At 59.6% G+C, this 19,795-nt stretch carries 21 protein-coding genes; 10 read left to right on the top strand and 11 right to left on the bottom strand.

Features of this window, described 5'->3' with window-relative positions:
* Nucleotides 1-10: 10 nt before the first annotated feature.
* Nucleotides 11-1,273: an ABC transporter substrate-binding protein gene (locus IH944_11220; protein MCH7905115.1), complete on the bottom strand. Its 1,263-nt coding sequence runs from the start codon at nt 1,271-1,273 to the stop codon at nt 11-13.
* 208 nt (nt 1,274-1,481) lie between these two features.
* On the opposite strand from IH944_11220, the gene IH944_11225 reads away from it, so the two are divergent.
* Nucleotides 1,482-2,645, top strand: coding sequence for a PDZ domain-containing protein (locus IH944_11225; GenBank protein MCH7905116.1), 1,164 nt, complete (start codon nt 1,482-1,484; stop codon nt 2,643-2,645).
* Here the strand turns inward: IH944_11225 and IH944_11230 are convergent.
* Nucleotides 2,617-3,294 carry a uracil-DNA glycosylase gene (locus tag IH944_11230; GenBank protein ID MCH7905117.1) on the bottom strand — a complete coding sequence of 226 codons (678 nt, stop codon included), beginning with the start codon at nt 3,292-3,294 and terminating at the stop codon, nt 2,617-2,619. The genes IH944_11225 and IH944_11230 overlap by 29 nt on opposite strands.
* A gap of 64 nt (nt 3,295-3,358) precedes the next feature.
* On the opposite strand from IH944_11230, the gene IH944_11235 reads away from it, so the two are divergent.
* Nucleotides 3,359-3,703: a zinc ribbon domain-containing protein gene (locus IH944_11235; protein MCH7905118.1), complete on the top strand. Its 345-nt coding sequence runs from the start codon at nt 3,359-3,361 to the stop codon at nt 3,701-3,703.
* A gap of 4 nt (nt 3,704-3,707) precedes the next feature.
* On the opposite strand, the gene IH944_11240 is transcribed toward IH944_11235, so the two are convergent.
* Nucleotides 3,708-4,511 (bottom strand): FKBP-type peptidyl-prolyl cis-trans isomerase, encoded by an 804-nt coding sequence (locus IH944_11240; protein ID MCH7905119.1) that lies wholly within the window; start codon nt 4,509-4,511, stop codon nt 3,708-3,710.
* 43 nt (nt 4,512-4,554) lie between these two features.
* Here IH944_11240 and smpB point away from each other — a divergent pair, with 43 nt between their 5' ends.
* Nucleotides 4,555-5,031: an SsrA-binding protein SmpB gene (gene smpB / locus IH944_11245; GenBank protein MCH7905120.1), complete on the top strand. Its 477-nt coding sequence runs from the start codon at nt 4,555-4,557 to the stop codon at nt 5,029-5,031.
* Here the strand turns inward: smpB and IH944_11250 are convergent.
* Genes IH944_11250 through IH944_11270 form a run of 5 tightly spaced genes read right to left on the bottom strand, consistent with a single transcriptional unit; the run spans nt 5,023 to nt 7,960 of the window.
* The gene (locus tag IH944_11250) at nt 5,023-5,856 is read right to left on the bottom strand and encodes a diaminopimelate epimerase (protein MCH7905121.1); all 834 of its coding nucleotides are present in this window, start codon (nt 5,854-5,856) and stop codon (nt 5,023-5,025) included. The two genes, smpB and IH944_11250, sit on opposite strands and share 9 nt — an antisense overlap.
* Entirely contained in the window at nt 5,853-6,113 is a 261-nt protein-coding gene (hfq, locus tag IH944_11255) for an RNA chaperone Hfq (protein ID MCH7905122.1), read from the bottom strand. Before hfq ends, IH944_11250 begins: the two co-directional genes overlap by 4 nt.
* Nucleotides 6,106-7,032 (bottom strand): tRNA (adenosine(37)-N6)-dimethylallyltransferase MiaA, encoded by a 927-nt coding sequence (miaA, locus tag IH944_11260; protein ID MCH7905123.1) that lies wholly within the window; start codon nt 7,030-7,032, stop codon nt 6,106-6,108. The genes hfq and miaA overlap by 8 nt, the downstream gene beginning before the upstream one ends.
* A gap of 53 nt (nt 7,033-7,085) precedes the next feature.
* Nucleotides 7,086-7,607, bottom strand: coding sequence for an adenine phosphoribosyltransferase (locus tag IH944_11265; protein MCH7905124.1), 522 nt, complete (start codon nt 7,605-7,607; stop codon nt 7,086-7,088).
* Between the two features lie 26 nt (nt 7,608-7,633).
* Entirely contained in the window at nt 7,634-7,960 is a 327-nt protein-coding gene (locus IH944_11270; protein ID MCH7905125.1) for a (2Fe-2S)-binding protein, read from the bottom strand.
* A 62-nt stretch (nt 7,961-8,022) separates the two neighbouring features.
* On the opposite strand from IH944_11270, the gene IH944_11275 reads away from it, so the two are divergent.
* The 7 genes from IH944_11275 to mrdA all read left to right on the top strand — a co-directional run bounded on the left by IH944_11275 (nt 8,023) and on the right by mrdA (nt 15,997).
* A complete protein-coding gene (locus tag IH944_11275; GenBank protein ID MCH7905126.1) occupies nt 8,023-9,141 on the top strand; it encodes a M20/M25/M40 family metallo-hydrolase in 1,119 nt (372 codons plus the stop codon).
* Between the two features lie 88 nt (nt 9,142-9,229).
* Nucleotides 9,230-9,748, top strand: coding sequence for an outer membrane beta-barrel protein (locus IH944_11280; protein MCH7905127.1), 519 nt, complete (start codon nt 9,230-9,232; stop codon nt 9,746-9,748).
* 89 nt (nt 9,749-9,837) lie between these two features.
* Nucleotides 9,838-10,464 carry a sigma-70 family RNA polymerase sigma factor gene (locus IH944_11285; protein ID MCH7905128.1) on the top strand — a complete coding sequence of 209 codons (627 nt, stop codon included), beginning with the start codon at nt 9,838-9,840 and terminating at the stop codon, nt 10,462-10,464.
* Nucleotides 10,465-10,468: 4 nt separating this feature from the next.
* Nucleotides 10,469-10,909 (top strand): hypothetical protein, encoded by a 441-nt coding sequence (locus IH944_11290; GenBank protein MCH7905129.1) that lies wholly within the window; start codon nt 10,469-10,471, stop codon nt 10,907-10,909.
* Nucleotides 10,910-10,921: 12 nt separating this feature from the next.
* A complete protein-coding gene (locus IH944_11295; GenBank protein MCH7905130.1) occupies nt 10,922-11,926 on the top strand; it encodes a hypothetical protein in 1,005 nt (334 codons plus the stop codon).
* A 120-nt stretch (nt 11,927-12,046) separates the two neighbouring features.
* On the top strand, nt 12,047-14,146 hold the full coding sequence (locus IH944_11300; GenBank protein ID MCH7905131.1) for a transglycosylase domain-containing protein: 2,100 nt from the start codon (nt 12,047-12,049) through the stop codon (nt 14,144-14,146).
* Entirely contained in the window at nt 14,147-15,997 is a 1,851-nt protein-coding gene (gene mrdA, locus IH944_11305) for a penicillin-binding protein 2 (GenBank protein MCH7905132.1), read from the top strand.
* Here mrdA and IH944_11310 read toward each other — a convergent pair.
* From IH944_11310 to IH944_11320, 3 genes are read right to left on the bottom strand one after another with little or no spacing between them, the layout of a single operon-like run.
* A complete protein-coding gene (locus IH944_11310; protein MCH7905133.1) occupies nt 15,925-18,012 on the bottom strand; it encodes an O-antigen ligase family protein in 2,088 nt (695 codons plus the stop codon). The two genes, mrdA and IH944_11310, sit on opposite strands and share 73 nt — an antisense overlap.
* Nucleotides 18,009-18,911, bottom strand: coding sequence for a glycosyltransferase family 2 protein (locus IH944_11315; GenBank protein MCH7905134.1), 903 nt, complete (start codon nt 18,909-18,911; stop codon nt 18,009-18,011). Before IH944_11315 ends, IH944_11310 begins: the two co-directional genes overlap by 4 nt.
* Entirely contained in the window at nt 18,892-19,758 is an 867-nt protein-coding gene (locus tag IH944_11320; GenBank protein MCH7905135.1) for a glycosyltransferase family 2 protein, read from the bottom strand. Before IH944_11320 ends, IH944_11315 begins: the two co-directional genes overlap by 20 nt.
* Between the last annotated feature and the right edge of the window lie 37 nt (nt 19,759-19,795).

Genomic DNA, 19,795 nt, shown 5'->3' on the forward strand with positions numbered 1-19,795 from the left:
CCTCCATCTTCTAGTCGGTGAAGATGTCCGTGTACTCGTAGGCCTTTACGAAGGATTGTCCTTCGAGGGTCACCTCGACGACGAGCGCGCGCTTTTTCGGATTGCCGCCCGCACCTTTCAAGGTGATGTCGCCGCTGACTCCTTTGAATGCGACAGTGTCCTCGAGAGCTACGATGATGGAAGCGGCGTCAAGAGATTCGGCTCTTCTGATCGCATCCATCATCACCATCGCCGCGTCGTATCCAAGAGCGCCCATCGTCGTGCCCGGTGTATCGCCGGCGTCTGATCCGCCGTACTTGTCCTTCCACTTCGCGAGAAACACTCTTACGACCTCTCGATCTTCTTTGTTGTTGTAGTGATTGCAGAAGTAGTTGCCGAGGATGGCCTCGCCGCCACTGTCCAGCAGGTCAGTGCTGTCCCAGCCGTCCCCGCCGAGGAACTTGACGTTCGTGATGCCAGCCTGCGCAGCCTGCTTCACGATCGGGCCCACCTCAGTGAAGTAGCCGCTCAAGAAGTATCCGTTTGGGCTCTCCTGCTTGAGGCTGTTGAGCTGCGGTACGAACTGCGTCTGCCCAGACTCGTAGAACTCCTCACCGACGATCTCTCCTCCGTATCCGACGAACGCATCCCTGAACGCATCGCTCAGATACGTGGAGTACGGCTGCTTCTTATCGGTGATGATCGCCATTCGCTGCAGGCCGAGCTCATCGTACGCGAACTTGGCCATGACCGGCCCCTGTAGGTCGTCCGTGTAGCAGACGCGGAAAACGTTGGCTCCAATTTCTGTGATCGTTGTCTTCGTTGCTCCGACGGCAACGATCGGAAGCCCTCTCTCGTATGCGAGCTGGGCCATCGGTTGGGTGATTCCGGAGGCGACTTCGCCGAGCAGTCCAACGATTCCCTGGGAAATCAGCAGCTCTGCCGCGGTTTTGCCGTCCTCCGGCTTGCTTGCGCTGTCGCCGATCAACAACTGAACCTGCTTGCCGTTGATTCCTCCGCTGGCATTGATTTCGTCGACCGCGAGTTGGGCGCCGTTTACGCTGTCGATGCCCCACGGGCGGAGCGGACCGTTCTGACTTGCGACCAGTCCGATCTTGATTACGTCGCCGGTTACAGATGGTCCCGTGACCGTCACCGCAGGTCGTCCGGTATTGAACTCCGGCCCGGATCCTCCATCGGGATCGGTGTCGCCGTTGCTCGTCGTACCGTTATCCGCCGGATCACAGCCAGCCAGTACCAATAACAACGAAGCAGATAGAGCTAACCAGCTCATGCATTTAATTCGATTGGAAAACATTAATTTCGTACCTCGCAAGGGCTGAGAGCCGCCTTCGTCACGACTGGCGCTCAGTCGTCGGAGTATACAAGAAATCGCAGCCCGCTTGTTCCCCGGTCTTGTTGGGCCGCTCTGTGACCGCATAAAGGCGCAATCTGGTCTTGAAAGGGCGTAGAATCTAGCGAGCCCGGCGAGAGTTACGAGAATGTTGACATCAGCAGTTCTAGCGGTGGTGCTGGCCCCGACCAGCCCAATCGCAGAAATACCGTTCCATATTGGCGAGGACGCCATCATCGTGGCGGCAACGGTCAACGGGAAGAGCCTGAAGTTCATGTACGACACCGGCTTCGGGGGCGCCTTCGTGCTGGGCCCGCACGTCAACGTTGGAAAACCTACGGGCAAGATTATGATCAGGGACTTTGTCGGTCAGTTCGAGGCTGAAACGATCGACGTGTCCTCGCTCAAGCTCGGCAGCTTTGAGATCGAAGTCGGCGAAATGGAGTTGGTGCAGCTGCCGACCGGGAACTACACAGAGGCTTACGGAACTCACGTCGATGGAATCATGGGGCTCGAGGTTCTCAAGAACTACGTCACCGAGATCAACTTCGAGAACGAGAAGTTCGTGATTCATCCAGACTCGATGGATATCAACACCCGGAAGCCGGACGGCGAGAAGACGTTCTTGTTGAAGATGTTGCCGAAAGGGATGAACTCGATCGAGCTGTTCGCGAAAGTCTCGAACGGCAAGCGGATGATCCTAGCGCTGGACACGGGAAACGCGTTTTATGCGGTGACTCACCGAGAAGTCCTAGTGCGGGTCGGTCTTTGGCCGGAGAAGAAGAAGCCGAAGTTCATGAGTACAGCGTATGTCGCTTCAGGGCCGGTGGATACTTGGTCGCTGATGATCAGCGACCTTGAGGTGTATGGGGTGCCCGTTCCACGCAGCGTCTGGTCGATCATCGATCTCCCTTCGAGCAGCGCCAGTCACGATGGAACGATCGGATTCGGATTCCTCAAGCACTTCAACATCGTCATCGACATGGGGCGTCGACGCGTCTGGCTGGAAAACTTCACCGGTAAGGTCACCGATGATTTTCCGGCGCACATTGGGCTTGTGTCGATTTACAGCCGGAATTACAAGCGTATGGTGATCGTCAACGTGACTCCCGACGGGCCGGCCTTCAAAGCGGGGATCAAGAGAGGAGATCACCTGCTTGCAATCGACGACGAAAACCTGGTCAAGTCCTCGTATCGACACGTCAATTCGGTCTTGACCGGGACCGAAGGGACAGAAGTGCGGTTGGCCGTCTCTCGCAAGGGGCAGCTGAAGCGGTACACGCTCAAGCGCGCTCTGCTTGTGAACGAATGATCGACGCGAACCGCGTCGTCACGTCGTCCAGCATGGTCTCGGTCAGCCTGCCGGTGAAGGTGTTCTGCTGGCTGGGGTGGTAGCAGGCGAGCAATACCGTTCCGTCGCTGATTACGAACTCCACGCCGTGTCCAAAGCGAGGCGCGCCCGATTCGCCCACCGTCTTGACCAGCTCGCGCCAAGCGATGCTGCCGAGACAGAGAACGGCGCGCCAGCTTCGCATTTCAAGGGTGCGCTGCAAGAACGGTCGGCACTTGGCAAGCTCGTCATTCGTGGGCTTGTTGCCGGGCGGGGCGCAGTGTGCGACCGCCGTGATCAACACCCCTCTTAGCTCGAGCCCGTCGCCTTTCTCTGTCGCCTGAGCCTGATTCGCCAGACCTGAGCGAAACAGCGAGCGGTACAGCCAGTCGCCGCTGCGGTCTCCGGTAAACATGCGACCCGTTCGATTCGCTCCATGCGCGGCTGGCGCGAGTCCGACGATCAGCCCAAGCGCCTCGGGATCGCCGAAGTTCGGGACCGGCTTCCCCCAATACTCACTGTCGGCGAACATGGGTCGCTTCTCCGAGGCGACTTTCTTGCACCAGGCGCGGAGCCGCAGGCACTTTTCGCACCCGATTATGTCGTCATTCAAGTCGTCTAACTGCGTCATTGCTGGGGTTAGTTTTGCAGGAATGGCGATCTACCTTCACTGTGAGCGTCGATAATAGTAGCGAATGCCAGTCTACGAATACGAACTACTCGATGGCGAGTGCCAAATGTGTCCTGGGCGGTTCGAGGCGCTCCAGTCCCTCGACGAGCCTGCTTTGGAGCACTGCCCTGGCTGCGGGCTCGCTTGCAAGCGTGTTGTCAGCACCGTATCGTTTTCCATGCGCAGCCGACCAGACGCCGAAAAGGCCGGCAAGCTCGGATTCACGACTTGGAAGCGCGCCAAGCGCGGCGAGTGGGAGAAGGTGGCTGGCCCAGGGGTGGACGCGATCGTATCGTCAGAAGAGGACATCGATGCGGTCGAGCAGGAAGGCAAGACCCCGCGCCGGTTCGACCTGGACGAAGGTTCGTAGGCGGCTAATCGGCAGCCTTCTTGACCTCTAGAACTTCGATCACGACCATAACGATCTGATTGCCCGCATACTCACCGTATCCGTAAGAATCGAACGCCAGCTTCGGCGGTATGCGCAACAGTCGCTTTCCTCCAGCCTTCATTCCAACGAGCCCGTAGTCGACTCCCGAAATCAGCTGCCCGGTCTGAACCTGCCGTACGACGAGCGGTGTTCCGTTCTCTCCGCGCAGGTAAGAGCTGTCGAACAACTTGCCGTTCGCGTATTCGCAAGTGTAATGGATCGTGACGGCGTCGCCCTTTTCCACCGCCGGGCCAGTGCCAATCACCAGATCGGTCTTGTCGAGATAGATGTCTTCACCGACCTTGACCATTTCAAACAACGTGATCTTGAATGACAGGTCTGCCTTCGCCGGTATCATCGCTTCTGGACGCCCGGCCGTGCCGTACGCCTTCTGCCACGGGACTAGCATAGTACGAACTTCACCCAGCTTCATGCCGACCAACCCTTCTTCCCAGCCTTGGATCGCTGCTCCTGCGCCGACGACGAACCGGAACGGCAACTTCGTCTTCATGCCGTTTTCGTCGACCTCGTCGTTCGCGTCGAAGACCAAGCCGTTCTCTTTGACAGCGCCTGAGTACTCGAGCCAGAGCACATCGCCCTCTTCAGCGCCTTCGCCCGTGCCCTCCTCGATGATTGTGATATCGACAGGGACGTCCTTTTCGGCTTCGAGAGCTGCCGCCTTGTTCTGCCCGTTGCAGCCAGCAGCGGCGAGGGCCGCAAAACACGTAAAGAGAAGCCATCGGTTCATGCTTGCTAATGGTACCCATCGACTGTTCGGTAGACTCATTTCAATGGCCCCTAAAGGCAACAAGAAGGATGCCAAGTCGGTTCCTGCTTCCGTAATGAACCGCCGGGCGCGGTTCGACTACGAGTTCATATCGACGTATGAAGCCGGGATCGTGCTGGTGGGAGCTGAGGTCAAGAGCGTATTTGCGGGCAAAGTCAACATGAGCGATGCGTACTGCAAGATCGAGAACAGCGAGCTATGGCTTGTGAATCTCGACATAGAGCCGTACAAGCACGCGACCTCTGCCGTACCGGAGCGCCGCCGCGATAGAAAGCTGCTGTTGCATCGGCGAGAGATCAACGTGATCGCACGCCGATCGTTCGAGAAAGGGCTGGCGATCGTCCCGTACAGGATCTACTTTAAGAACGGCAAGGCCAAGGTTGAGATTGCGCTGGCGAGGGGTAAGAAGCAGTACGACAAGCGACGCTCGATTCAAGAGAAGGATCAGCGGCGAGAGATGAAAAAGGAAGGCTTAATCTGATTCCCAAACGCCGTCGAACACCGTCGTAGCCGGGCCTGTCATCATCATGTGTCCGTTTGGGGAGTTGTCGATCTCCAACGTTCCGCCCGGCAGATCGACGGTCATGCGCCTGTCGGCCCTGCCGGTTCGGTGTGCGACGGCGGCGCTCGCGCAAGCGCCAGTACCGCAAGCATGCGTCTCACCGGCCCCTCGCTCCCACGTCCTTTGAACAAGGTGGCTCGAACTAACGCGCTGCACGAAATGCACGTTGATCCTGTTCGGGAACATCTCATGGCGCTCCAAGGCCGATCCGCTCGCCGCGACGTCGAGGCCGTCGAACGACTCTACGAAGACGACGAGATGCGGATTCCCCATCGAGACCGCCGTCGCGGTGAACGTCTGTCCGTCTGCAGCGATCTCGGCCTCGATGAAGTCTTCTGACGGATCGCCAACCGCCCCGATATCGCCGAGCGCGAAGCTGGGGACGCCCATGTCTACGGCCACGCGGCCATCGTCGAGGACCGTTGTCACGAGCAGTCCGGCGATCGTGTCGATTGCGATCGTCGGGCCAGGGTCGTGGCCGCGGGCGATGAGGAACTTTGCCATGCACCGGATGCCGTTGCCGCACATCTCGCTCTCAGAGCCGTCCGGGTTTAGCATGCGCATCCGAAAGCGACCGGCGTCCGATCGCTCGGCCAGAATGATGCCGTCTGCGCCGACTCCGAATCGCCGGTCGCACATCTGTTGTGCGAGCTGGTCGAGCGGGGTGGCCGGCGGCGGCGATTCAATCGCGTCGATCATGACGAAATCGTTGCCGATTCCGTGCATCTTGGTGAACTGAATCAACTTTCAGAACTGGCCGCGCTGTCGCGGCGGCGATCATCTCTTCCACCGATCTGAGATTCGGGGACGATGCTCGTAACGGCGTGCTTGTAGACGAGCTGCGTCGGCTTGCCAGGTGTATCAAGCAGCAAAGTGAACGCGTCAAAGCCCCTCACGAGACCGTGAAGCTGCACTCCACCGGTCAAATAGATTGTAACTTCGATCCCTTCCTTGCGGACCTGGTTCAAGAACATGTCTTGGAGGTTGATTGACTTACTCATCGTGTTGCCCCAGACCGAATACCATCTGCTCGATTGTCGTCGCAGTTCGCGCAGCATGCCCCGATCCGATGTCGTGCTGGATCACTGCCGTGACGTTCGGCTCCGCTCTAAGCCAAGTACGCTGCTTTTTCGCGTACTGACGGGTTGCATTCGTGATCAGCTCTGTCACTTTGGCCCTGTCAAGCTTGCCCTGCGTCCACTCGACGATGCAGTGATACCCTATGGCGCGAAATGCAGGACAGTCCGGCTCGATTCCATCCCGCAATAGTCCTTCTACTTCTTCCCGCCATCCAGCGTTCAGTAGTTCGGTCACCCTTTCTTGCAGCCGTTGGCGCAGATGGTCAGCCGGAGGGTCGAGCGCGAATTTCAGCTTCCGAAACGGCGGCAGCTGTATCTGGATGGTCTTGCCGGCATCCATCTCTCTTTCCAGCGCCCTACGAACGCGGGCCGGGTTATGCGCATCTAGTTTGTCGAGTGCGGCGGGGTTGAGTTCCCGCAGTGCAGAGAGCATCGCGCCTAAGCCGCCGCCAGCGTTCAACTGGTCAATCCTGTCTCGGACGTCGGCGGTTGGCGGCGGCATCAAGTCGTCGTACTGTTCGAACAAAGCGCGAACGTAGAACCCTGACCCTCCAACGATGATCGCACTACCGCCATCCGCCCAGATCGACTCGAGCTCCGCTTGCGCTAGCTGGACCCACTCGCCGACCCCGAAATCTTCCGCCGGATGCTTGATGTCAAGCAGTCTGTACCGACTCCGGTCCTTCGGCTTGTTCGTTCCAACGTCCAGGCCGCGATAGATCTGGAACGCGTCTGCGTTGATGAGCGATGCTGACAGCTGGTCGGCTAGAATCTCGGCGACGTCGCTCTTGCCCGAGCCTGTCGGGCCCATGATCGCCAGCAGAAGCGGGGAAGTCGTCAATGCTCGGTCACCAGCTGATACTCCTACGGATGCGAGGCTGAAGTCAGCACCGGTCAGAGCTCGATCAGCGAAGTTATGTTATAGCCGCGCACGTTCTTGCGGCCGTTGAGGAAGGTCAGCTCCACGAGAAAACCAAAACCGCAGACGTTGCCGTTCAGCCTTTCGACCAGCCTCGCGGCGGCGGCGGCTGTGCCGCCGGTAGCCAAAAGGTCATCGACGATATATGCGCGCTGGCCTGGCTGCACAGCGTCGATATGCATTTCGACCGTGTTCGTCCCGTACTCGAGGGCGTACTCCTCGGTGATTCGATCGTACGGCAGCTTGCCGAGCTTTCGGGTCATGGCGAACGGAACGCCAAGGTTCATCGCAACCGGGACGCCGAACAAGAAGCCGCGGCTCTCGATCGCTACTATGACTTCTGCGCCGCGACTGCGGGCGTCTTCGGCGAGCAGTTCGACTGCCTCGGCCATCGCTGCGGGGCTGGCCAGTACGGGTGTGATGTCCTTGAAGACGACCCCCGGTTTCGGGAAGTCGGGCACGTCGCGGATCAGCTTCTCTGCGAGCAGTTCAGCCATCGCGCAAAGTTATACCAGCAACGGTGCTATCGTTCAACGTCCGGACCGGGCTCCCACCCTTCCTTGCTCGCCAGCATCAAAACCTCCACGTGCATGTCCCGGTCGACTCGGATTTGGCAGCTCAGACGGAATTGGCCTTTGACGTTGTCGTCGGTGAGCCGGTACTCCTCGTCAAACGACAGGTCTGTCGGCTCTCCCGAGCGGAACTTGACCCGGCACGTCGTGCATCGCGCGTTTCCGCCGCAGCGGTGGCTTACATCGACTCCACTGTCCTCAAGCGCCTTCACGAGCTTCTTGCCCGCTTCAACCTCGTACTCGCCGAAGCCTTCAACTGTCAGTTTGTGTGTTGCCATTGTTTGTCTCTAGGATCGCCTGCACTAGCAGTCCTTCGGATCGCCGGGTTAGAATGACCCCGATGATCAACGAGGAACGGCTCATTTCTCTATTCAAGAAACTCTGCCTAATCAACGCTCCGTCGCTGAAAGAGCGCGAGTGCGCCGACTTCGTCAAGTCATACCTCACGGATATCGGGCTGGACGTCGAGGAGGATGATTCCGGCAAGAAAATCGGGAGCAACGCGAACAACGTCATTGCGACGCTCAAAGGAACAGTATCGGGTGCGCCGCGCGTTTTCTTGAGCGCCCACTTTGACACCGTGGAGCCGACCGAAGGCCTCATCATAGAGGAGAAGGACGGAGTGATGTACAGCGCCTCGGACACGATATTAGGCGCAGACGACAAGGGCGGAATGGCCCCGGCGATCGAAGCGGTCCACGCCCTCATGGAATCCGGAACTGAGCACGGAGACGTCGTGCTGCTCCTGACGACCGCAGAAGAGATCGGCTTGAAAGGCGCTGCGGCCCTTGATATCGGCTCGCTGGACTTGGACTTCGGATACGTGTTGGACACCGGCCCGCCCGTAGGAACGTTCGTCACCCGCACGGCGACGCACGACAGCCTCGACGCGGTGATCCACGGCAAACCTGCGCACAGCGGCAAGAACCCCGAAGACGGCATCAGCGCCCTCGAGGTCGTGGCGAGGGCGATCAGCAGAATGAAGCTAGGGCGGATCAGCGAGGAAACGACTGCCAACTTCGGTTTGATTCAAGGTGGAACGGCTGTGAACGTCGTCTGTCCGACCGTAAAGATCCGCGGCGAGGCGCGCAGTACGAGCGTTGAAGCTCTGAACGCTCAGATCGACCACATGATCGGCGAGCTGGAGAGCGCAGCGCGCGAGTTTGGCGCCACTGTGGTCATTGACCACGACCGTCATTACAACGCGTATCACGTCGAGGATGACCAGCCGGTCGTGCAGCACGCGCAGGCGGCAGCGAAGAAGCTCGGGCTCACGGGCGCGCTGCGGACAACGCTCGGTGGGAGCGATGGAAACATCTTCAACGAAAAGGGTGTTCCGTCGATCGTCATAGCCACCGGCATGGATAAGATCCACACGCATGAAGAGTGCATTTCACGCAAGGACTTGTGGCTGACCGCCGACCTCACGCTGGAGATACTGCGTCAAGTCGCTGGATAGACCCAAAACCGGGGGCGATTCGGTGCTAATATTTAGAACGCACGGATCGAATGGAGGTCCGGTACGTCAGGTACACAGAGGATCAAGGATGAAGAAGTTTTCAACTATCTTGCTCGTCGTTTTGAGTTGCGGATTGGCCGCAACCGCGTTCGGTCAGTACAAGAAGCCGTCCGGTCTGTCGATACGCGGAGGACTGTTCTTCCCGTCGGCCAAGGCCGCACAGGCAGAGGGTCATACGTGGTTCGGCGTCGGACTGGACTATAAGCTTCGAGATGTGGGCTATTCGGCCGGAATGACTGGATTCGACCGCTCGTACACCGTCTCAATCGACTACTACGGCAAAGGCGACTACAGCAACGTCCCGCTCATGATGAACTACGTCGCGCGCGGCGAACGATTCTACTACGGCGCGGGTGCAGGCTTGGGCATCGCTCAAACCCCGGATGGCAGCGGCGGAACCAACACCAACACCGAGTTCGTATACCAACTGAGCGTTGGCATGGATTTCCAGCAGGGCATGACGCCGGTATTCGTCGAGGCGCGCTTTTTTGGAAGCGCAGAGTCCTTGGTCAGCGGATTCGGGATTTTTGCTGGGATGAGGTTCTAGTCTGAGGCGACCGAAAAACTCTGAAATTCTGCCGGGCTTTTAGCCCGCAGGCTGAACTACCGGCGAACTGAAGCGTCTTGGCTTGTAGGATGAGCCAATTCGGTGGAGTGCAACGGTTGGCACCGAACAAGAAACTGGACCTTGCTGCCGAGCAGTCGCTACTCGAACAGTGCCAGCGCCAGGATATCGAGGCGTTTGCGAAGATCGTTGACGCCTACCAGGTTCGTGTTCTTGGGTTCGTTCGCAGGATGGTTCCAGATCACGAGGAGGCCCTGGACGTGACTCAGGAGGTCTTCATCCGCGCTTTCCAGAGCCTTGACCGGTTCGACGGTCGGTGCTCGCTCCGCACTTGGATGTTCCGCGTTGCGCACAACCTGTGCATCGACAGGGCTCGGCGCTCGAAGCGCGCGCCCGTCGCAATGAGCCTCGACGCGGGGTTTGAGTCAAGCGACCCGATCGAGTTCAGCGACGAGCGTTGGGATCCGGCGCAGATGGCGATGAACGCCGAGCTGCAAGTGGAGGTCGAGCATGCGATCTCTTCGATGAGCGACAAGCTGAGAACCGTCCTTCTTCTGCACGACAAGGAGGATATGGGTTACGATGAGATCGCTGGCACCGTCGGTATTCCCGTCGGTACGGTGAAAAGCAGGCTTTTTCTTGCACGGAGGCATTTGCAGGAGCAGTTGAGCCAATACTTAGAACGGGAGAAGAGTTGAGAACATGGATGAGAAGCTGTTGAGGAAATTGAGCGCGGAGGAGTCGATCAGTGCCGAAGAGGCGCTGCGGCTTGACGCGTCTTTAGAGAGCGCCGATCAACTTAAAGTACGGAGCATCGTCGAAAGTGCGACGAGCGATTCGATCCCTAGTCTCACGTGGCGGAGCGAGCTGAACGAAAAGCTCTCGTTGGTATCAGGCCGTGATCGCCGGAGCCGTGTATTGCGATTCAGCTCCGTCGGTGCCGTCGCGGCTGCGGTCGTAGCGCTTGCGTTCCTGTACGGCTCGCCAAGAGTGGATTCGCCGATCGGTCCTGGGCCAACAATTGTTAAGGAGCCCATTGTCGCGAGTCTCGAGGACGTTCTGCTTCAAGATCAGCAGTACGCAATGGAAGACGCGTCGATGGACATTCACGCGCCGATTGACGGTGCGTCGCTGGACTATTAGAAGATCAGGAACATGAGTTTCCGCTGCTCGCTGTCGATTCTGCTGCTGGTTGCTTCGCTCGCGACCTTGCAGGCGCAGCGCAGAGACAGGCCGCAGCGCCCACCCCAAGACAGCAAGCAGTTTTTGCGGGATGTAGTTGCCGCATCCGGTCGATTGAAATACCACGGCCACCGCGTGATGAATGTGCGGGGCCGGGAGTACCGCGAAGGAATCTGGAGGAGTGGCGCAAGATTCCGAATTGAATACTTCTCGGACGATAAGGACGTAGACGGGCAGATTCTGGTCAACGACGGCACGAACCAGTGGCACTATTTCAAGAAGGAGAACTTGATCCACAAGACGCCGGCCTGGACGGACAATCGATTTAGGTTTGTGCTCGATGCGATAGCCCGGCCCGGTCCGGCGCCCACAATAGTGGCGGGTGAGCGAATCGCCGGCAAGCGCACTTGGCTGATCGTCGTGGGCCAGCCTGGTCCGGAATCGGCAGTGCACAGGCTCTGGGTCGAGCGGCGCCACAAGGCAGTGCTGAAGAGAGAGACTCAGTTCGGAGATCGCGTCCGGATGCGCTGGGAGTTCAAGTCCTTTTCTTACCATAGCGAGGTGAGCCCTGAATACTTCGTCTTGGAGATAGAAGGCGCGCGGATCGTCACTCCGCGCGAAATCCTGATCAATCTGTCCGCCGAGGCGAAATTGGGCGCGTTCGAGCTGTCAGCAGGGAGCGGGTTCCTCATGTATCGCGCAAGGAGGGTCAAAAGCGGGGATGACCAGATCGGGATCGCGTCTCACTACTCCGACGGTAGGCGCTTCCTCATTCTCTCGGTGTCAAACAAGCCGCACGGCCCACGGCGTGAGAGAACCCGGACGCCGCCGTCCGGAAATCGCCCGCCACGTCCGGAGATTAACCGGTACACCTGGAAAGTCGGTTCCTACTACCTGCTGATCGTAGGGTCGGCGCCGGTTGACGAACTGCGTCGATTAGCTGGTACCGTGAGGCGGATCGAAACCGACGGCTCTTAAAGAGCGTCTTAATGGGCAAGAGTGGCAAGAAGATCAAAGCCGTCTGCGTCAGTCAAAAGCACGCCTCGTTCTAGGCGCTGGCGTCGCCTGAAAATAGCATTGGTTTCGACGGGCATATTTGTGTCTGTCTCGATCGTGGCTGGCACGTTGGTCATGTACGGCCGCGTTAGCGAGGCCAAGGAGTTGGTGCTCAATATCCATGAGTACATGCAGGAGCTTCGCAAAGACCCTACGGTCTTTGTTGCTGCCGACGGCTCTGTTCTGCTGACGCTGGCCAACGAGTACCGCCGACCGCTGACGTACGGCGAGATACCCCAGACGATCATCGACGCAACCATAGCCGCAGAAGATAAGCGATTTCGTGATCACGAAGGCGTCGACTTCACATCGTTGATGGGCATCATTTGGCAAGGGCTGAAGACGAAAGGGAAAGAGTCGCGCGGCGGCAGCACGCTCACGATGCAGATTTCGTATAACCTGTACACAAGCACGGAGCGGTCGCTCGATCGGAAGCTGGACGACATGGCAATGGCGTACGTCATCGAGAGAAAGCTGAGCAAGGACGAGATTCTTGAGCTGTATCTGAACCAGATGTACTTCGGGGAAGGCGCCTACGGGGTAGGGGCAGCCGCAGAGGTGTACTTTGGCAAGACGGACATCAGCGAAATCACGCTGGCAGAAGCCGCTACGCTTGCGCGGCTGGTCCGGCGTCCAAGCCGTGAAAATCCTTTCGTAGATCCCGACAAGGCCTTGAAAAACCGGAACGTCGTGCTCAAGCTGATGCTAGAACAGGAGTTTATCGATGAGGCTCAGTACAAGGAAGCGAAGCAATCGGAACTGAACGTGAGCTCGGCGCGGCCGCGGACTGTCTCCGGCGAAAGGTTGGCGCCGTACTTCATCGACTATCTCTTCACCGAGGTTCGCAAGGATTTCCCCGACATCGACCTGGTCGCCGGCGGCTACCGTATCGAGACCACGCTCGACCTCGAAATGCAGGAGAGAGCAGAGAAGGCTGTGCGCGACACGGTGGAGCGATTGAAGAATCGCAAAGTGACGACCGGTGCGATCGTAGTCCTCGGCGATGACGGCAGGGTTCTGACGATGGTCGGCGGGTCGGACTACCAGAAGAACCAGTTCAACGCCGTCGTACAGGGAGGCCGACAACCTGGCTCGGCATTCAAGGCGATCGTGTACTCGGCAGCGTTTGAATACGGCGTTGTTACGCCGTACGACATGATCAGCAACGAGCCGCTCGAGGTCGAGGATCGCCCGGGCAGGACGAAGTTTATCAGGAACTCGAACGGTGAATATGGCGGCGAGATGACCATCGCGCAGGCGTTCGTCAGGTCGATCAACATCCCGGCGTATCGGGTGATTCTGATGACCGGCCCGGCAAACGTCGTCAACGTTGCCAAGACCTCGTTCGGCTTCAAGCACAAACTTCCGCCGTACCCGTCGCTGGCGCTCGGTTCTGGAGAAGTGTCGCCGATGGAGATGGCCGTCGCGTTCAGCGTGTTCCAGTCTGGAGGCGACCGGGTAACGCCTTGGGCGATCAAGCGAATCCTGGACAGCGACGGTAGAACTATCAAGAGGTATTCGCCGAACATCAAGAGGTCGGTCATCAGCAAGAAGACTGCGAGGATCCTCGACACGCTGCTGTGGGACGTCGCGCACAGAGGCACCGGTTGGCGGGCGGGGCGTGATACGGTAAACGCGCGCGGCAAGACCGGAACCACGAACGACTTCAAGGACGCTTGGTTCTGCGGCTATACGGATCAGTTCATCGCCATCGCGTGGCTGGGTGGCGAGGTCCGCGAAGGGGATCGCTGGGTCTACCAGTCGATGAACCGAATCTTCGGCGGCGTGGAGGTCGCGCCGATGTGGTCGGAGGTGATCGCGTTCGCACAGGAGAAGTACGGCGAGAAGGCGAAAAGGCACACGCGGTACATCTCTGCGAATCCGGTAGAGGTCGATATGACCGACAACGACTCGAACGACGACGGGGTAAACGACCTCCCAGATCTAGACCCAGACGTTATCCCACCTATCGAACCACCAGTGCCCCCAGACGATGACCTTGTGGTCTTCATCTACGTGCAGATTTGCGAGGACACGCGGGATCGCGCCACAATCTACTGCCCTGAGAGAAGCAAGCGGCCGTACCGACCTGGGGAGGAGCCGATGGAGACCTGCGAGGTACACGGACCGCCGGCCATTTAGATGTCGGTCATCCACGCGCCAAGATCTCCGCGGCTGACGGTTCGGCTGGCGCTGTTGCCGTTCTCGGCCTTGGCGATGCTGCTGGTTTACGGTGCACGGCTCTGGTACGTCCAGGTTGCACAGGCCGACGAGTGGAGCAGGCTCGCGGCCGTATCCGGCGAAGACGAGGTGACGACAGTCGCTCCGCGAGGGCGGATCGTAGACCGAAACGGAATCCTCCTTGCCGGCGTGCGCCCGAGCGTTGTTGTTTCTGCGGTTTTCGATCAAATGAAAGATCACCCGGAGGTCTTGGCCGAGGTCGCCGCCATTCTCGATCTGAACGACGCGTGGATCGAGAAGTCGAAGAAGGAGATGGGGTGGGATCCGTACGTTCCGGTCGTCATTTACGTCGGCGCGGACCCTGCGGCGGCGAGCCGCCTTGCGGAGTCTCTTGGCCGGTTGCCGGGCATCAGCGTCGAACTGCAGCCGGCACGCTTCTACCCCGACACAAAGAGTTTGGCCCACGTTCTTGGCTACGTTTGGACGCCGAGCGGAAGCGACGTCGAGCGGCTCGAAGGGCAAGGGATCACGCCGAGCACGTACGTCGGCAGGTCGGGCATCGAGATGTTCTACGAGGGGCTTCTGATGGGTGAGCCGGGGAAGGAGAGGTTCGCAGTCGACGCTCGCCGCAAGCCCGTTCGATCGCTTGGCGAAGTTCGAGCGGTTCCTGGATCGGAGTTGCGATTAGGGATAGACCTGCGTATCCAGCGGCTTGCTGCATCGCTGCTAGAGGGTCAGATGGGAGCAATCGTCGCCTTGGACCCCCGCAACGGCGACGTGATCTGCCTGGCGTCGAGCCCCTCGTTTGACGCCGGGCTTTACGAGAACGGAATCTCGTCGAAGAACTTGATGGCCCTGTATGATGACCCGGGCCGCCCGCTGTTTCCGCGCGCGATCGGTGGCGTATATCCACCCGGTTCGACTTTCAAGATCGTCACAAGCTTGGCGGCCTGGAAGAGCGGGCATTTCTCTGTTTCTGAAACTCGGACCTGCGTCGGGTACTTCCAGTACGGAAGACGGCGGTTTGGCTGTCTTGGCGTTCACGGCGCCGTTAGTTTCGAAACAGCGTTCACGAAATCCTGCAACTCGTACTTCGCAAGTCTGGCGGTCGACGTTGGTCGGGAGGCCTTTCTTGACGTGTGCCGCGCTTTGGGTTTGGGCAGCAAGTCGGACATCGACGTCCCGGGAGAGAGCGCTGGCACGGTGCCTTACTTCGATTGGCTGGAGAGTCGCGATCTGCGATGGCAGGGCGGCGACACGGTCAACATGGCCATTGGGCAAGGGTACATAGGCGTCACACCACTTCAGATGGCGAACGTCGTTGCCCTTGTTGCGAACCGTGGTCGAATCGAGCAGCCCTACGTGGTCGCAGGCTGGCGCGATGCGGGCTCTGATGCTGCTTACACGCGGCCCGACATGCCGTTGCTGGCTACGCTCGACGTGTCGGACCGGTTTTGGTCGATCCTCAACAATGCGATGATCGGCGTGATCGAGCACGGAACGGCGACGCGGGCGCGAATCGACGGCCTTACGTGGGCTGGCAAGACAGGCAGCTCAGAGCACTCCGGCGAGGGGAAGACTCACGCGTGGTTTGTCGGGTATGCGCCAGCAGCGAACCCTCAGATCGCGATTGCCGTGGTGATCGAGCGCGCAGGACACGGCGGCGAGGTCGCCGCGCCTATCGCAAGAGAGATCGTCCGGCTGTATCTGATGGCTGGCGAAGACACCGCTCCCGATATTCAGTCGACTGTCAGGCCAGGGACCAGCTCGTCCAGCGATTCCAGCGATGGCGCGTCGCCGAGCCCCTCGTAGATCTCCCTCAGGCGAGCCGCAGCCTCTCTCGCGGTTGCCATTTTTTCGCGTGCCGTTGCAAGGGTCTCACCTGCGAAAGCGAGCTCTCCTTGCGCCATCATCTTCACTTGTGGCACGGTGTTGGCCGCATACCGGGCGTAACCTTCGACCGCTGCTCGGAGCAGCTCGGCTTCCTCAACGAGATCGTCAGTCATGTCGGCGAGCAGCAGTCGCGCTTCGAACGGCTGTGTGGGCACTAGTTGGGGGATCGATCGCACTTTCAGGTATGAAGTCTGCTCGACCGCGATGATCTCTCGCGCGATCTCTGCCGCTGCCGCAGGGTCATCGAAGTCGAGGTGCAGATCCATCTTGAGCTTGAGCGTTCGCAGGTTTTTTGCGTCGTACTCCAGCGCCTCTTCGATCGTCTTGAACGCCTGCGTTCGCTGACCGTCCTCGGCTTGTACTCGTGCGAGGAATCGGAGGTACTGCGTCCTCGGCTGCAACTGCACCGCCTTTTCCAGCAACGGGAGTCGCTCTTTATTGGATCTACGTTCGATCGACGCTCGGAGGTACCACGCTTCGGCGTCAGCCCGCGCTATGGAAGCGAGCTTTTGCGATGCTGCATCGGCTCGCTCGATGTCGGCCTGTTCGATGACTGCGGCCTTTCTGAGCGTATCAAGTGCGCCCGCCGCGTCCGCCTTCGCCAGTTCTACCCTTGCGAAGTACACCAGCGCGATGAGCGGGAACAGGCATCCGACGACCGCCAGCGTCACTCGCAGTTTGACCGGCGTTGATTCCGGCGACGATCCGTCGGTCGCAAGCTGCAGACCCGCGCCAAGCAGCACGAACACCAGGAACCCGATGCCGAAGAAGTACAAGTTGCTCTCGACCAGGCCGTGCGCGCCTGCTCCGACTATCGCAGCGATGCACCCGGCCAGCAGCGTCCTGCGTTCCACCGGCAGCGAGCGCGCTCCAGAGCAGACCTGCTTGAGCCACGTGCCGACGATCCACAGCACGATGAGCAGCGTGAGAACGCCACCCTCGGCTGCGATTTGCAAATACGTTTGGTGAGCGAACTGCGTCTGCTCGTGCAATCCCGATCTCGCCGATTGAAACCGGTATGAGCCGATCCCGTAGCCCACCGGATTCGACTCGATCAGGCTGACGGTGCCCTGCCACAGCAGCTTGCGATACTCGACAGACTGCGTTTGCGTGCCTGCGGCGTTGGATACGCGGTTCATCGAGCCGGACTGATCGTCCGCCGCGGCGCCTCGCGACTGGAACGAAAACAGGAGCAGCCCGGCGACAGCAACCGGAATCAAGGCTGAGAAGCTGAACCAGCCGCGACGCCATATCAAGCAGAGCGACACGAGAGTCGCAATGGAGACAGCCGCAGCCAAGTAACCGCCCTTCGATTGGGTCAGCAGCAACGCCAGCATGATCAAGACAGCTGCGGCCATGCTCAACCCTCGCTGCAGGCCCTTGCTCGATAGGCCCAGTGCAAGCGCGATGGGCAGCCCGACCAAGAGGACGCCTGCGAGCGCGTTCGGGTTGTTCCATCCGGCAAAGATTCGATACGTAGGCTCAATCTCGAACACTTTCAGATACTCGTAGATTCCTCGAAGGGCCACCAGAGCCATCGCCGCAGTCAAGGTGGCGAACAGCAGGCGAGGGCCGCGAACTCGTCCGAGAGAGCCGACGGCGAGAAAGAACCCAGCCCCGTACACAACCCACGACATCCACGCGTCGAAGCTGACGAATCCAAAGCTGGACAGAAGGATCGAACTGCCCAACACGAGTACCAGTCCCATGACGGGAAAGCTGAATCTCGAGGACGGCGTTTGGATGACGCGGCGCGTGGAGACGACGTATGCCAGCGCGCCGAAAACGAGAACGCCGACGAACAGCCTGACGAGCGATGGCAGGTCGCCGATGCCCTCGAACGGGAGCGCGAACACCACGATCTGGCCGCCGAGAACCACCGCGACTGCGCACGCCGATACCAGCAGTGCAAGCTCGAGCCGTACTTTCGTCATGCCATGCCCAGCTTGCGACGGATCGCGTCAAAGAAGTTCCTCAGAAGGAACAGTGTGGCACGAGCGGACAACGCCAGGGCGGCAGCGATGTACAAGAGCGGTCGGAAGAGAACGAACGATTCTGGCAGAGTGTGCTTCGCGTAATACCGCAACATCGAGCGGTGAAATCGCACGATCATTTTGTTGGCGACCTTGTCGGTGCTGCGCCCGATCGCGTGCGTGATGATCGCGTCCGGCAAGTACATAACGTCGAAGCCGAGCTCTGCGCACCGTTTGCAAATATCGACGTCTTCGCAGTACATGAAGAACTTCGGATCGAGGCCGCCGAGCTTGTCGATAACTTCGCCACGGACGAACAGCGCCGCACCGCTCACCCAGTCCACCTTGCGCGGGTCGTCGTGGTGCCAGTCCGTCATCAAGTACTCGCGCGTAAACCTGTTGTTCGGGAACAGCCTGCCGAGAATCGTCCCGCGAAAAGCTGCGGCAACCGGGTTTGGGAAGCTGCGACAGCTGAGCTGTAGGCTGCCATCGGGATTCAGCAGTTTTGCGCCGACGATTCCCGCGTTCGGAGTGTCGCGCATGTACTGCATCATGCGGCGGATCGCACCGTAACGCACGATCGTGTCGGAGTTTAGCAGCGCGACGTCGCGTCCGCGACGCGCCTTGATCCCGACGTTATGCCCGCCGGTGAATCCGAGGTTCTTAGACTGGCGCAGCAAACGGAACTGCGGGAACTCCTTTTCGACCATGTCAGGCGATCCATCGTTGCTTGCGTTGTCGATCACGATCACCTCAAACTCCGCGTCCTCCCGCGCGACGACGAGGCTTGCAAGGCACACGCGAAGGTCCTCTAGCGTGTTCCAGCTGCAGATCGTGATGCTAAGGTCGAAATCCGGCATGGTAGCCCTTGGCGCGAACGAAAGCTACCGCGTAGGAGGCGATGGCGACGAACGGCAGCGCGAGCCAGGCTAGGCCACGCGCGTGCTTTCCCAAGTAACGAACTAGACTCTTGTGAGATTCCCAGATCATGCTTTTGCGCGCCTGGCTTGTGCTCGCCCCGTGATGGTGTACGGCGTGCGCCGCGGCAGAGTACCAGCACGGCCAGCCGACCGCCATCAGTCGCTTGAGAAGGTCTACCTCGTTGAAGAAGATCGGGAACCGCTCGTCGAACGGCGCGGACGGATCGCCGACAGCCTCCAAGGCGGCTCGCCGAAACAGCAGGAACGTCCCCATCGGTTGCGGCGCCGGCCCGGGCTCGCTGTAATCGAAGCCTGGGAGCGAATACGACGCCAGCCGGGATTTCGGAAACGCCTTCGCCAGCCCCGTGACTTCGCCGAAGAGATTCGTGACCGTCGGGTATCCGCGCACGGACCGCTGTGTCTTGCCGTTTGGCAGCACCAAGCGGATGGCGAGCGCCCCGAACTTCGTCTTGAACGCCAGCTCGCGGATCGCCTTCTGCAGGCTGTCGTCTTCAAACTCGGTGTCCGCGTTGAGCGTGAGCAGCCAGTCTCCCTTGGCCACGCCGAACGCCCGGTTGTTGCCCTTTGCGTACCCCTCGTTTGCGCTGGAAGCGATGAGGCTGACGGAAGGAAACTCGGACCTCACCATCTCGGCCGAGCCATCAGTGGAGGCGTTGTCCACAACGATGATCTCGAACGGCTCGTCAGGGGGAAATCTTCGGATGGAGGCCAGGCACGACCGCAGCTTGTCCTTGGTGTTCCAATTCACGATCAGCACGCTCAGCATACGGCCCCTGTCATCGTACCTGTCAGGCAGTTGTTCC

The organism is Armatimonadota bacterium, from assembly GCA_022563855.1.
Lineage (GTDB): Bacteria > Armatimonadota > Fimbriimonadia > Fimbriimonadales > Fimbriimonadaceae > JADFMN01.